We start from the raw sequence: 13,862 nt of genomic DNA on the forward strand, positions 1-13,862 counted from the left end.
AAAAAAATCCGCCTCCACCATGAAGGGACTCACATCCTGATTACCAGCGCAATTTTATTGCTTCTTATAAATTCCGGTTTATATTGGGGGATAGAATGTCGGATACCATTTTATATTGTAGCGGCCATTAGTATCATTCTGTACCTACTGATGGTCAATTTTTTCCGCTGCCCCATTCGATTATTCAAAGGAGATACGGAAAAAACTGTAGTAGCTCCTGCAGATGGACGCATCGTGGTGATTGAAGAAGTAGACGAACACGAATATTTCCATGACCGACGACTGATGATTTCCATTTTCATGGATATTACAAATGTGCATGCCAACTGGTATCCTGTAGACGGAGTGGTAAAGCATGTAGACCATCATAACGGACGTTTTATGAAAGCATGGCTTCCCAAAGCCAGTACGGAAAACGAACGTTCCATGGTGGTAATTGAAACCCCTGAGGGCCATACAGTAATGGCACGCCAGATTGCAGGTGCAGTAGCAAGACGCATCGTTACCTATGCAGTACCGGGTGAGGATTGTTATATTGACGAACACATGGGATTTATCAAATTCGGTTCACGAGTAGATGTGTATCTGCCACTGGGTACAGAAGTCTGCGTCAGCATGGGACAAAAAACGACCGGTAATGAAACGGTAATTGCCCGTCTGCCTTAAACTTGAAATGCGATATTTACACCTTATTATATAAGATATGGCAAATGTGATAACCCGGAACATTCCCAATACCATTACAAGCTGCAACTTGTTTTGTGGATGCATAGCCAGCTATATGGCTTTTCATAGTAAATATGAACTGGCTCTGCTTTTTATTGTATTAGGAGCCACATTCGACTTTTTTGATGGAATGACTGCCCGTTTGCTGCATGTATCTTCTCCCATAGGAAAAGAACTTGATTCACTGGCAGATGACATCACGTTCGGACTGGCACCGGCTGCCATCGCATTTTCCTTGTTTAAAGAGGTACATTACCCTGATTTTCTTATGTCGTTGTCAGGAATTATGCCTTATACGGCTTTCCTGATTGCCGTTTTCTCGGCTCTGCGACTGGCCAAGTTTAACCTGGATGAACGGCAGACTTCTTCCTTTATCGGAATGCCAACTCCGGCTAACGCATTATTTTGGGGCTCACTGATCGTAGGTGCACACGGTTTTTTAGTATCCGAACATTTCAATGCCTTATACTTGTTCATCTTAGTAGTAGTCATGTCACTGCTGCTGGTGGCAGAACTCCCAATGTTCTCCCTGAAGTTTAAAGATTTGTCATGGGGACATAACAAAATAAGCTATATATTCCTGATTGTCAGCATTCCTCTACTAATCATTTTCCAATTGAGCGGATTTGCGGCTGTCATCGTTTGGTATATCATTTTGTCATTACTGACATATAAGAAATAGCTGAAAAATCGTATGGCACATTTTTTGCATATATCATATTAAAAACAAAAGACAATGTTCCATATTTTAGGCTTTCTAATTTTTATTATACTGGTTGTTCTGGTGATTGGATTGCTTATACTTTCCAAAATCGTCAGTATGGTATTCGGATTCAAACGCCGTATGCAAGGTAACAATTCGAGCCAGAGAACAACATATTCTTCTCAAAGTTATCAATCGGCCCATAATCAGGATGAGACATCTGATTCTTACTCTACACAAGGAGGTGCACCTGTGCGTCAACGTAAAAAGATTTTTGACAAAGACGAAGGGGAATACGTGGAGTTTGAGGAAATCAATTAAGAATCCTTATCTTTTCTTTCGGAAGAAATCTTTCATTAGTCTGGCACATTCATCGGCCAGCACTCCTTTTACGACAACAGTCTTCGGATGCAAAGCTTGAGGTGCGTAACGCTGATAGCCTCTTTTTTCGTCTTCTGCACCGAAAACGAGTCGGCCTACTTGTGACCAGGCAATGGCACCGGCACACATCACGCAAGGCTCCACGGTGACATAAAGCGTACAATCAATCAAATATTTTGCCCCTAATGAATTGGCAGCTGCAGTAAGTGCCTGCATCTCGGCATGGGCTGTCACATCGTGCAATGTTTCAGTCAAGTTATGCGCACGCGCCAGAATGCGGTCACGACAAACTACCACGGCACCCACCGGAACCTCTCCTCTTTCTGCTGCCCGTGCGGCCTCAACCAGGGCCTGTTTCATATAAAAAGAATCGTCTGCCATAATTTATCTGCGCATATCGTGTTCCTTGAAAAGAGTAGGATAATCCTCCTCCATATTCTGATGGATAAAAGCCAATACGGTCTCGCGAAGCCAGCGTGCCTTGTTGGTTATCTGGTATTTCTCCAGATAACGGTCTACAATTCGCACCTCTTCTTCGCTCATCAGACAAACCATCCGCTGGCGGCGGGGAGGATTACTGACCGGTACTTTTTTTCTTTTTTTTCCGCTATTTACCATCTTTCCTGCAAAATTAGCGTATTCTGTTAATATTGAAACATAAAAATGCGTATTTTTGCGAAAAAGCGGAAAAATGGCATCACATAATGAACTGGGTAAAGAAGGAGAAAACGCTGCCGTAAGGTACCTGATGGAAAAAGGATACGAAATCAGGCACCGGAACTGGCACTCCGGACACCGCGACTTGGATATTGTGGCACAGAAAGACGGTGAACTGGTCATCGTGGAGGTAAAAACACGAAGTGATGCCTGTTTCGGACAGCCGGAGGAAGCGGTGGACAGGCGTAAAATAAGAAACATAGTGGCCTCTACAGATGCATACATCCGAAAGTTCGCCATTGACCTTCCTGTCCGCTTTGATATTATCACGGTAGTAGGAAACCGCCCTCCTTTCCGCATGGAACACATTAAGGACGCTTTTTTTCCGCCTGTGTGGAACTAACTTTGAAACAGAAAAGAACAATGACATATCCTGAACCTATCGTATTGGCAGAAACGACTTCTACCAACACGTATTTAGCGACACTTTGCCAGAAAGAAGCGTGTGCAGAACTGACCACCGTGTATTCATCTTTCCAATCGGCAGGACGAGGACAGCGTGGCAACAGCTGGGAGTCGGAAGCCGGGAAAAACCTGCTCTTCAGTTTTGTAGTTTATCCGGAGTTTTTGGAAGCATACCGCCAGTTCTATCTCTCACAAGTGACTGCCTTGGCGTTGCAGGATGTGCTGTCTACCTACACGGAGGGAATTTCCATCAAATGGCCTAACGACATTTATTGGAAAGACAAGAAGATTTGCGGCACACTGATTGAAAATGACTTGACAGGCATCCACATCAGCCGTTCCATTTCGGGTACCGGCGTAAACCTGAACCAGGAACGTTTCCTCAGCGATGCGCCCAATCCGGTATCATTATGCCAGATTACCGGCAATCTGTACGACCCGCGCGAGGTGCTGGAACAAATTATGGAGAAAGTAACAGATTATTACCAACTTCTGAAAGAAAACCGGACAGATATGCTGGAAACGCGCTACAAGGAGGCGCTTTATCGAAAAGAAGGACTGCACCCGTTCCGCGATAAAGACGGGGACTTTCGGGCACGCATTGCCGACATTGAACCAAACGGTCGGCTAATACTGGAAGACGAGGCCGGACAGACAAGGGGATATTTATTCAAGGAAGTGGAATACATCTTATGACACGTACTGACCGACAGATTCTTCACATCGCCCTTCCTTCCATCGTTTCCAATATCACAGTTCCCCTGTTAGGCCTGATTGACGTCAGCATTGTAGGGCACTTGGGAGCCGCATCTTACATCGGTGCAATTGCGGTGGGAGGCATGCTGTTCAATATGATTTACTGGCTGTTCGGTTTCCTCCGCATGGGAACTGGGGGACTTACCGCACAGGCTTATGGAAGGCATGACCTACAGGAAGTAACGCGCATTCTGCTACGCTCACTAAGTATCAGCCTGCTGCTGTCGCTTGCCTTGCTGTTACTACAATATCCGATACGAAATTTCGCATTTATGTGCATGGACACCAGCGAGGAAGTCCGGCAATTAGCTACATTGTATTTCCACATCTGTATCTGGGGGGCACCGGCCACTTTAGGCCTCTATGGCTTCACGGGCTGGTACATCGGCATGCAAAATTCCCGTTTCCCGATGTTCATTGCCATAACCCAGAACATTGTCAATATTGCAGCCAGCCTGTTTTTTGTGTTTGTGCTCAGGATGAAAGTCGAAGGCGTGGCATTTGGCACACTCGTGGCACAATATGCCGGACTGGGTATGGCCTGTCTGCTCTGGCTGACTTATTACCGTCCACTCCGAAAATACCTTCGCCAGAAAGCCTTGTTCGACCGTACGGAAATGAAGCGTTTCTTCCAGGTAAACCGGGATATTTTTTTCCGCACGCTCTGCCTGATTGCAGTTACCGTCTTCTTCACTTCCACAGGTGCAGCTTACGGGGATGTGGTATTGGCCGTGAATGCCCTGCTGATGCAGCTATTCACCCTCTTTTCTTATTTCATGGATGGATTTGCCTACGCAGGAGAGGCGCTGACCGGAAAATACATCGGGGCCAAAGACAATCAGTCGCTAAGACTGACCATACGGCATCTCTTCAAGTGGGGAATCGCCTTGTCACTGCTGTTCACGTTACTCTACGGAGCAGGAGGTAAAAGTTTTCTCGGCTTGCTCACGAACGACACTTCTGTCATTTCGGCTTCTGAGGAATATATCTATTGGATACTGGCCATTCCGCTGGCAGGATTCTCGGCCTTTCTGCTCGATGGAATCTGTATCGGTGCTACAGCTACCCGTGTAATGCTCCGCTCCATGTTAGTGGCCTCGGCCAGCTTCTTCCTACTCTATTATGGATTCCATACCACGTTAGGAAATCATGCATTATGGATGGCTTTTATTGTATACCTGACACTGCGAGGTATTGTGCAGGGAGGAATACTCTACCGGATGCCACACACCAACCTCAACAGACAGGTATAGTTTTAACGACAAGCCTCGGGATATATGCAAATTATTACTAACTTTGTAGCAATCTAAAAACAAATACGATTATGGCAAAATTCAAACGCATCCTGTTAAAACTCAGCGGCGAAAGCTTGATGGGAGAAAAGAAATACGGTATTGACGAAAAACGTCTGGGCGAATATGCACAGCAAATCAAGGAAATCCACGACATGGGGGTACAGATTGGCATCGTGATTGGTGGCGGTAACATCTTTCGCGGACTGTCTGGAGCCGGAAAAGGATTCGACCGCGTAAAAGGCGACCAGATGGGAATGTTGGCTACAGTTATCAACAGTTTAGGATTAAGTTCTGCCCTAGTGGCTGCCGGTGTAAAAGCCCGTGTACTGACAGCCATCCGCATGGAACCTATCGGTGAGTTCTATACCAAATGGAAAGCCATTGAAGCCATGGAAAACGGAGAAGTAGTAATTATGTCAGCCGGAACAGGTAATCCGTTCTTTACCACTGATACAGGTTCTTCATTGAGAGGTATTGAAATTGAAGCCGACGTGATGCTGAAGGGTACGCGCGTGGATGGTATCTATACTGCTGACCCGGAAAAAGACCCGACTGCCACTAAGTTCGATGACATCACTTACGATGAAGTACTGGCAAGAGGACTGAAAGTAATGGACCTGACCGCTACTTGTATGTGTAAGGAAAACAACCTGCCAATTATTGTATTCGACATGGATACGGTGGGCAACCTGAAAAAGGTAATGTCTGGCGAAAACATCGGTACGCTGGTACACAACTGATTATTCATTTGAATCAAAAAATATACGGCAAGACATGAAAAGCTATCCGCGTCTTGCCGTTTTCATTTATCCATGTGTCAGTTCATAACGGTGTAATTCTGCATTTTTCATCAACGGTATCGTACGTACCCCTTCCAACGGAAGTCCTGCAATCCGAGCTTCCAGGCAACGGTTGATTTGTCCGTGTGCCACCACTAACACACGCTTCCCATCATAATGTTGCCACAGATAATCTAAAACAGCACCGGCCCGGTCGTACATCATCTGGCGAGTTTCCACTCCAGCAGGAGGATTACTTAAATCGACACTTCCCACAGCCAGTCCAGTCCAAGGCCCCCAGTCTATTTCCCTCAACAACGTAGTCTGTCGCCAAGGCAGCTGCCGGCTGCCTACAGCCAGTTGCACGGTATCCACCACCCGTTGCAAATCACTGCTGACCACCGCATCCAGTACAATATCCCGCAGGGACTCTCCTAATTCCATCGCCTGCTTTTTTCCCTCTTCTGTCAATGTACCAGGCAAGTGCCCTTGAAAAATACGGCTCAGGTTTTCCACCGTCTGCCCGTGGCGCGCCAAATAAAGTGTAATCATACAACCGTGCTGTTTTATAGTGATAAAACAAAGATAAGAAGTTTTTCAGGATATTTCCGAAACCGGAAGACACAAACTTATTTTCAGAAGTATTGCAAGGAAATAAAAAATAGCTTATTTTTGTTCACATAAATACTTATCAACGAATATAAAACCTATAAATGCAAGAAATATATGGCAGATTCTAAAACAATTATCAGCGAAGCTGAAGAGAAAATGGATATGGCAGTCATGTACCTGGACGAAGCACTGGCTCACATCCGTGCCGGAAAGGCTGACGTACGCTTGTTAGACAGTATCCGCGTAGATTCTTACGGAAGTATGGTGCCCATCAATAACGTAGCGGCAGTAACTACTCCCGATGCGCGCAGCATCGCCATCAAGCCGTGGGACAAAAGCATGTTTCGCGTAATTGAAAAGGCTATCATCGACTCTGAACTGGGTATCATGCCGGAAAACAACGGTGAAATCATCCGTATCGGTATCCCGCCATTGACAGAGGAACGCCGTAAACAGTTGAGCAAGCAATGCAAAGGTGAAGGTGAAACTGCAAAAGTAAGTGTGCGCAACGCACGCCGCGACGCCATCGACGCACTGAAAAAAGCCGTGAAAGATGGTATGCCGGAAGATGAACAGAAGAACTCGGAAGCCAAACTGCAAAAAGTACACGACAAGTACATCAAGCAAATTGATGACATGCTGACTGCCAAGGACAAAGAAATCATGACAGTATAATCTTATTCACTACACACGAGGAGAGAGGAGCCTACATAGTCTCTTCCCTCCTTTTTTTTTAATTTTGCACACACTCATTTTGGAAAAAGGTCTGGTCATTAAAAATACGGGAAGCTGGTACCTGGTCAAGACCGACGGGGGAAAGCTGATTGAATGTAAAATAAAAGGGAATTTCCGCCTGAAAGGAATACGCAGCACGAACCCCATTGCAGTGGGCGACCGTGTACAAATCAATGTCAATGCGGAGGGAACCGCATTCATTACTGAAATTGAAGACCGGAAAAATTACATTATCCGCCGTTCTTCCAATCTTTCCAAACAGTCACACATCATCGCAGCCAATCTAGACCAGTGCATGCTGGTGGTTACAGTAAACTATCCGGAGACTTCAACAGTCTTCATCGACCGTTTTCTGGCCTCTGCAGAAGCCTATCGTGTGCCTGTCTGCCTGGTTTTCAACAAAGTAGACCGTTATACGGAAGAAGAACTGCATTACTTAGATGGCTTGACAAACTTATACACGCACATCGGCTACCCGTGTTACCGGATTTCTGCCTTGGACGGTACGGGAGTAGACGAAATCAAACAAGCATTAGAAGGAAAAGTAACCTTATTTTCCGGCCATTCCGGCGTGGGAAAATCAACCCTCATCAATGCCATCCTACCCGAGCAGAATGTCAAGACGGGAGAAATCTCTACCGCACATAACAAAGGTATGCACACCACCACATTCTCAGAAATGTTTCCGGTGGCAAGCAACGGATACATCATTGACACGCCGGGCATCAAGGGATTTGGTACATTTGACATGAAAGACGAAGAAGTGGGACACTATTTCAAGGAAATCTTTGAATTCTCTGCCCAATGCAAATATGGCAACTGTACCCACCGCCACGAACCGGGATGTGCCGTACGTGAGGCCGTAGAGAATCATTACATCAGTGAATCAAGATATGCTTCTTACCTGAATATTTTAGAAGACAAAGAAGAAGGAAAATACCGTTCTGCATACTAATAGCCAATAAAATACACAGCCCCGCTCTGACGCCAACTACTGTCAGAGCGAGGCTGTTTTTCTTATAATAAAGAATGATGTCAGAAGCGTCCTCCCCCCAAAGAACGGTAAAGAAGGGTATGAAGCTGACAATAAGCCACATTCAAGTCTATACGTTCCAGTTCACAATCCAAATAGCGTTCATCGGCAGACAGCACATCCAGATAACCCGCAAAACCAGTACGGAACAATTCATTCGCATTCTCAATGGAACGGCGATGCACACGACTTTCTTTGGCCTTCAACAATTTACGTTCGTCCATCCGTTCAGATGCCTCCAGCAAATCGGCTACTTCCTGATAGGATTTCAACGCCACCCGGTGATATTCCAGCAATGCCATACGCTGACGTGCTTTCGATTCATTCCACAAAGCCCTGATTTCATGCCGTTTGAATAAAGGAGCACTGATACCGGCTGCCAAGTCGTAGACCAAAGAAGCCGGTGAGACAAACCACTTGCTCAAATCAAAGGCATTGAATCCGGCTCCTCCCCCGATAAGCAAGGAAGGGAAAAAAGTCTTACGAGCTGCAGAAGCATCGGCCTTACAAGCCAGCAGTTCCAGTTCAGCCGCCTTCACATCCGGACGGTTACACAACAACTGAGCCGGTATGCCGGAAGCAGTGGGAAACTGTGATTCCGAGATTTCCTCAAAAGTGGAACGCTTGATTTCAAAAGGCAGCTTTCCCAGTAACAATGCTAGTGCACGTTCTGCTTCTGCAATCTGCTGACGCGTATCGAGAAGCATTTCTTCCAACTTCAATCTACGTGATTGGAACTGGTCGACTGACAAACGGGAAACTTCACCTTCCTTCATCAGTTCATTGGTCAGTTCATAAGCTTCCTGTGCCTTCTGAATTTCTTCTTTCAGAATGACACATTTCTTGTCCAGCCCTACCAAATGATAATACTGTAAAGCCACTTCAGAAACCAACATAACTTGTGCCAGCCGTGCCGCTTCCACCGAGTTCATCCAGCGAAGTGCTGCTGCACGCTTTTTATCTGTCAGTTTTCCCCATACATCGGCTTCCCATTGAAAGCTTACGCCTAAATTCAAGTTTTTATAAGGGTCAGGGATATGCTTGTCTTTAGCCAAATCGGGAGTATTGGTCGTACTATTTCCTACCCCATCCATGGTATATTCACCAAAACGCTGCACACCAGCACTCAACCCTAAGGAGACTTCAGGCAGCAAAGCTCCCCGGCCCACCCGCAACTGTTCACGGGCGAGCGATACCCTCTCCAAAGTTTGCAGAAAGCTATGATTTCTTACCAGTGCCGTATCGATATATGCCTTTAAATAAGTATCCGGAAAGAATTCTTTCCATGACAGGCTGGCCACATTCAACGTATCCGAGGTTCCCCCGACAAAAGTCTCAGGCAGAGCCACCTTCTCTTCCGAAAGGAGAAAAGGCGACTTACAGCCACTCGACAACAGTATAACAACGGCAATTGCAATATAATTTCGTAAACAATTAGTCTTCATCTTCATCATATTTTTTATCGGTCTTTAAACGAGAAGACCAGGTTTCAAACAAGATATACAAACCAGGTACAAGAAAGATTCCTACAAAGGTTCCAATAAACATACCTCCGGCAGCGGCAGTACCGATGGAACGGTTTCCTAATGCACCTGCTCCGGTAGCCACCAACAGCGGAATCAATCCGCAGATAAAGGCAAACGAAGTCATCAAGATAGGACGCAGACGGCTTACTGCCCCTTTCACTGCAGCTTCCATAATCGAAAGTCCGCTCTGACGATACTGGTTGGCCATCTCGATAATCAAAATCGCGTTCTTACCCAACAAACCTATCAGCATGACCAGTGCCACCTGTGCATAAATATTGTTCTCAAGTCCGGCCAGTTGCAGGAAGAAATAAGAACCGAAAATCCCTGCAGGTAACGAAAGAATGACGGGGAAAGGCAACAGCAGACTTTCGTACTGTGCCGCCAACAGCAAGTACACGAACAACAGACAGATTCCGAAAATCAATATCGTCTGTCCACCCGAATCCTTTTCCTCACGGGTAATACCCGACCATTCCACATCGTAACCACGAGGAAGCACTTCCTTACTGATTTCTTCTACGGCCTGTATCACCTCACCCGAACTGATACCTCCTTCTCCTTCACCTGTAATCAGGGCAGAAGTAAACATGTTATAACGGGTAATCTGACTGGGACCGAACACACGGTCCATGGTCATAAAATTTGAATAAGGCACCACATTGCCGTCATTGTTCTTCGCATATAGGCGATACAAATCCTCCGGATTCATACGATACTCCGGTGAAGCCTGAATCATCACCTTATACATCTGTCCGAAACGAATAAAGTTGGACGAATAGAAACTTCCGATATAAGCCTGGAGGGTTTCCATGGCCTTATCCAAGTCTACACCTAACTTGGCGGCTTTTGCCAAATCTACTTTCAACAAATACTGCGGAAAATTCGGATTAAAACCAGACGTAACTCCCTGAAGACGCGGGTCGGCGTTCAACTTCTCAACCAATGTATTGGCCACTTCCGCAAAATCATGGAAATCGCCTGCCGTCTTATCCTGCAAACGAAGCTCAAAACCACTGGCATTACCGAAACCGGGCACAGAAGGCGGCAAGAAGAACTGTATGTCGGCATCTTTGATGTGAGAAGTACGCTCCTTATACAGCTGCATCAGTTCCTCTACTCCCTTATCACGCTCATCCCAAGCTTTCAGGTTAATCATACCCATACCGTAGCTGGCTCCTTCTGTCTCTGTCATCAGGCTATAACCAGCCAGTGTAGAGATGCTTTCAATCTCATCAAAAGGCAGTAAGGCGGCCTGAATCTGATCCAGCACCTTTTCGCTTCGTTCCACCGTAGCTCCCGGAGGGGCATCCACGTTTACATAAATCATACCTTGGTCTTCATTCGGGATAAATCCGGTAGGAAGTAGTAAATTGATGCCATACGTAGCCAGGAAGAACAACACTAACGTAGCATAAGTAAAAGATTTTCGTCCTAAATACTTATGCAATCCTAACTGATAACTGCGTTCAAAGCGGTCGTAACGGCGGTTGAACACCACAAAGAACTTGCGGAGCCAAGTGGCTTTCTTACGTCCGTGACCAGCAGGTCGAAGCAATAAGGCACAAAGTGCAGGCGAAAGCGTAAGTGCATTGATACCCGAAATCACGATAGCCACAGCCAGCGTCAAAGAGAACTGACGGTAGAAAATACCTACCGTACCTTCCATGAAGCCCACCGGCACGAATACGGCCGACATTACCAGCGTAATGGCAATGATGGCTCCCCCAATTTCTTTAATAGCAGCTACAGATGCCTTATAAGGACTCAACTTTTCTTCATGCATCTTGACATGAACAGCCTCGACCACCACAATCGCATTATCAACCACAATACCGATGGCCAGTACCAGTGCAAACAAGGTCAGCATGTTGATGGAGAAACCTAACATCTGCATAAAGAAGAAGGTTCCAATCAAAGAGACAGGTACGGCAATGGCAGGAATCAGTGTAGAGCGTAAATCTTGCAAGAAAAGAAACACTACGACAAATACTAACAAGAAAGCTTCCAACAAGGTCTTCAACACGGAAGTAATGGAAGCGTCCAGGAAGCGGGATACGTCGTATGCAATATTATAATCCATACCGGGAGCAAAACTGCTCTCCTTGATTTCCTCCATACGCTGCTTAATGTTTTCAATTACTTCACGCGCATTGGAGCCCGGACGCTGCTTAATCATAATAGAGGCAGAAGGACGTCCGTCGGTCATAGACACCATGTTATAATCTTCCGAGTCAAACTCGACGGTAGCCACATCCCTCAAACGCAACAACGAACCGTCGGGCAAGGCCTTGAGCACAATTTCCCCGTACTCTTCGGGGGTACTGAACTTTCCGGTATACTGTAATACGTACTGCAACTGCTGGGGCAATTTATCGGAACTGATACCAGTTTTTCCAGGAGCCGCTTCAATGTTCTGCCGACGGATAGCATCTGTCACATCCTGTGGCACCAAGTTATAGGCCGCCATACGAGCCGGATTCAGCCATACACGCATGGCATAGTCACGGCTTCCCATGATTTCTACCAAACCCACTCCGTCAATACGTTTTAATTCACGAAGCACATTAATGTCGGCAAAGTTATACACAAACTTCTCCGTATGCGTAGTATCCGTACTGAACACATTCAAATACATCAACATACTGTTCACTTCTTTCTCTGTCACCACACCGGCACGGATTACCTCTTCAGGCAACTCATCCAGTACGGTAGTCACACGGTTCTGCACGTTTACAGCAGCTACATCAGGGTCAGTTCCAACCTTAAAATAAACAGTTGTGAGCGACATACCATCATTCGTACATACCGTAGTCATATAAGTCATACCCGGCACTCCATTGATGGCACGTTCCAGCGGAGTAGCTACCGTCTTCGCCATCACATCGGCACTGGCTCCTGTATAACGGGTCGTCACCGTTACCGAAGGAGGCACAATATCCGGGAACTGCGTAATAGGCAGCGATACCAATGCCAGTCCTCCCAAACAAACGATGATGACAGAGATAACTGCCGAAAGAATCGGACGACGAATAAACAACTTAAACATAGGCCCTTATCTTTGCAACATGTTCAACTTCAATTCCTTTCTCACGTCTTCAAACGGAATGGTGTCTGCCTTAATCTGCATACCGTCTTTCACCAACTGCACGCCCTCGTATACAATCGTTGTACCCGCCGGGAAATCCTGGGTTACATAATAGTTCTGGAAACGCTCAATCGGATTAAAGCTGCGCACCTCTACCTTCCCTTCTTCATTAAACAAATATACATACGTAAAATCTTGAATTTCAAAGGTAGATTTCTGAGGAATCATGTATACGTCCTCCATGTGAGTCATCATACGTACCTTTCCGGTTACTCCATGTTTCAACAGTCCGTCAGGATTTGGGAAACGTACACGGAATGCGATAGAACCGGTACCTCGTTCAAAGTCCCCTTCCACCGTTTCTTGTTTTCCTTTATATGAATACACAGAGCCATCGGGCAAAATCAATTCCACGTTATCCAACTGCTGCAAGTTTTCTCCGCTTAACTGCGCACGCTTCAAGCGCAGGTATTCGCTTTCGTTCACTTTGTAATAGGCAAAGATCTCCGAAATATCGCTCACGGTAGTCAGCAAGCTTTCCGGGTTCACCAAACTTCCCACTTTATAAGGAATACGGTCCACATAGCCAGTGAAAGGTGCGGTAATCGTCGTGTAACTATACTCCATCTGAGCCCGTTGCATTTCTGCACGCGCCTGCTCTACTTTCATTCGAGCCACTTCCCGCTCACGTTTCACCTGATCCAAGCGAATCGGCGAAATAATCTGTTTGTCCACCAGACGCTGTACGCGTTCGGTTTCATAATTCGCCAGTTCCAACTGAGCTTGCGTCTGCTTATAGTTAGCTTCAGCTGCCTTAAGCACCTCCATATAATTCTCCGAATTTAAACGGAACATAGGTTGGCCTTTTTTAACCAGCTGCCCCTCGTCTACCAACACCTCTTGGATAAATCCCTCTACACGAGCCTTTATTTCCACAAACTGAATCGCCTGAATATCTGCTACATACGAACGTGGCAAGTCAATAGCAGTTGGCTGAAGTACCGTCACCGGTATGGTTTCCTTACTCTTTACTTGTTTTTCGCCTGATGACTGACAGGCAGGCAACAGTCCGGTCACACACGACCAGATTGCAACCTTGTGAAGAA

15 protein-coding genes are annotated in these 13,862 nt (G+C 46.1%); 9 read left to right on the forward strand and 6 right to left on the reverse strand.

Going from position 1 to position 13,862, the window contains the following annotated elements:
- The 3 genes from ACMJ0U_RS06555 to ACMJ0U_RS06565 all read left to right on the forward strand — a co-directional run.
- On the forward strand, positions 1–666 hold a 666-nt coding region (locus ACMJ0U_RS06555), incomplete at its 5' end, for a phosphatidylserine decarboxylase family protein (protein ID WP_417129011.1).
- A 37-nt stretch (positions 667–703) separates the two neighbouring features.
- The gene (locus ACMJ0U_RS06560) at positions 704–1,408 is read left to right on the forward strand and encodes a CDP-alcohol phosphatidyltransferase family protein (RefSeq protein ID WP_417129012.1); all 705 of its coding nucleotides are present in this window, start codon (positions 704–706) and stop codon (positions 1,406–1,408) included.
- A 54-nt stretch (positions 1,409–1,462) separates the two neighbouring features.
- Positions 1,463–1,750 carry a DUF4834 family protein gene (locus ACMJ0U_RS06565; RefSeq protein ID WP_417129013.1) on the forward strand — a complete coding sequence of 96 codons (288 nt, stop codon included), beginning with the start codon at positions 1,463–1,465 and terminating at the stop codon, positions 1,748–1,750.
- A 6-nt stretch (positions 1,751–1,756) separates the two neighbouring features.
- Here ACMJ0U_RS06565 and ACMJ0U_RS06570 read toward each other — a convergent pair whose 3' ends face one another.
- Together ACMJ0U_RS06570 and ACMJ0U_RS06575 are read right to left on the reverse strand one after the other, a co-directional pair.
- On the reverse strand, positions 1,757–2,191 hold the full coding sequence (locus ACMJ0U_RS06570) for a nucleoside deaminase (RefSeq protein WP_417129014.1): 435 nt from the start codon (positions 2,189–2,191) through the stop codon (positions 1,757–1,759).
- 3 nt (positions 2,192–2,194) lie between these two features.
- Complete coding sequence (locus ACMJ0U_RS06575) at positions 2,195–2,428, reverse strand: hypothetical protein (protein WP_007559774.1); 234 nt, start codon at positions 2,426–2,428, stop codon at positions 2,195–2,197.
- Between the two features lie 73 nt (positions 2,429–2,501).
- Here ACMJ0U_RS06575 and ACMJ0U_RS06580 point away from each other — a divergent pair, with 73 nt between their 5' ends.
- The 4 genes from ACMJ0U_RS06580 (at position 2,502) to pyrH (ending at position 5,723) form a co-directional block, all read left to right on the forward strand.
- A complete protein-coding gene (locus tag ACMJ0U_RS06580) occupies positions 2,502–2,870 on the forward strand; it encodes a YraN family protein (protein ID WP_417129016.1) in 369 nt (122 codons plus the stop codon).
- Positions 2,871–2,890: 20 nt separating this feature from the next.
- Positions 2,891–3,628 (forward strand): biotin--[acetyl-CoA-carboxylase] ligase, encoded by a 738-nt coding sequence (locus ACMJ0U_RS06585; RefSeq protein WP_417129018.1) that lies wholly within the window; start codon positions 2,891–2,893, stop codon positions 3,626–3,628.
- Positions 3,625–4,941, forward strand: a complete 1,317-nt coding sequence (locus ACMJ0U_RS06590) for an MATE family efflux transporter (RefSeq protein WP_417129020.1) — start codon at positions 3,625–3,627, stop codon at positions 4,939–4,941. Before ACMJ0U_RS06585 ends, ACMJ0U_RS06590 begins: the two co-directional genes overlap by 4 nt.
- A 71-nt stretch (positions 4,942–5,012) precedes the next feature.
- A complete protein-coding gene (pyrH, locus tag ACMJ0U_RS06595) occupies positions 5,013–5,723 on the forward strand; it encodes a UMP kinase (protein WP_007559787.1) in 711 nt (236 codons plus the stop codon).
- A 66-nt stretch (positions 5,724–5,789) separates the two neighbouring features.
- Here the strand turns inward: pyrH and ACMJ0U_RS06600 are convergent, their stop codons facing one another.
- Positions 5,790–6,314, reverse strand: a complete 525-nt coding sequence (locus ACMJ0U_RS06600; RefSeq protein ID WP_417129022.1) for a histidine phosphatase family protein — start codon at positions 6,312–6,314, stop codon at positions 5,790–5,792.
- Positions 6,315–6,488: 174 nt separating this feature from the next.
- Here ACMJ0U_RS06600 and frr point away from each other — a divergent pair, with 174 nt between their 5' ends.
- A complete protein-coding gene (gene frr / locus ACMJ0U_RS06605) occupies positions 6,489–7,049 on the forward strand; it encodes a ribosome recycling factor (RefSeq protein ID WP_417129024.1) in 561 nt (186 codons plus the stop codon).
- A 79-nt stretch (positions 7,050–7,128) separates the two neighbouring features.
- The gene (rsgA, locus tag ACMJ0U_RS06610; RefSeq protein WP_417129030.1) at positions 7,129–8,064 is read left to right on the forward strand and encodes a ribosome small subunit-dependent GTPase A; all 936 of its coding nucleotides are present in this window, start codon (positions 7,129–7,131) and stop codon (positions 8,062–8,064) included.
- 80 nt (positions 8,065–8,144) lie between these two features.
- Here rsgA and ACMJ0U_RS06615 read toward each other — a convergent pair whose 3' ends face one another.
- The 3 genes from ACMJ0U_RS06615 to ACMJ0U_RS06625 all read right to left on the reverse strand — a co-directional run.
- Positions 8,145–9,596 (reverse strand): efflux transporter outer membrane subunit, encoded by a 1,452-nt coding sequence (locus tag ACMJ0U_RS06615; RefSeq protein ID WP_417129026.1) that lies wholly within the window; start codon positions 9,594–9,596, stop codon positions 8,145–8,147.
- On the reverse strand, positions 9,577–12,717 hold the full coding sequence (locus ACMJ0U_RS06620) for an efflux RND transporter permease subunit (RefSeq protein ID WP_417129027.1): 3,141 nt from the start codon (positions 12,715–12,717) through the stop codon (positions 9,577–9,579). The genes ACMJ0U_RS06615 and ACMJ0U_RS06620 overlap by 20 nt, the downstream gene beginning before the upstream one ends.
- A gap of 6 nt (positions 12,718–12,723) precedes the next feature.
- Positions 12,724–13,862, reverse strand: a 1,139-nt coding sequence (locus ACMJ0U_RS06625; RefSeq protein WP_417129028.1) for an efflux RND transporter periplasmic adaptor subunit, incomplete at its 5' end; no start/stop codon positions are given.

The organism is Phocaeicola sp. (assembly GCF_048170425.1).
GTDB lineage: Bacteria > Bacteroidota > Bacteroidia > Bacteroidales > Bacteroidaceae > Phocaeicola.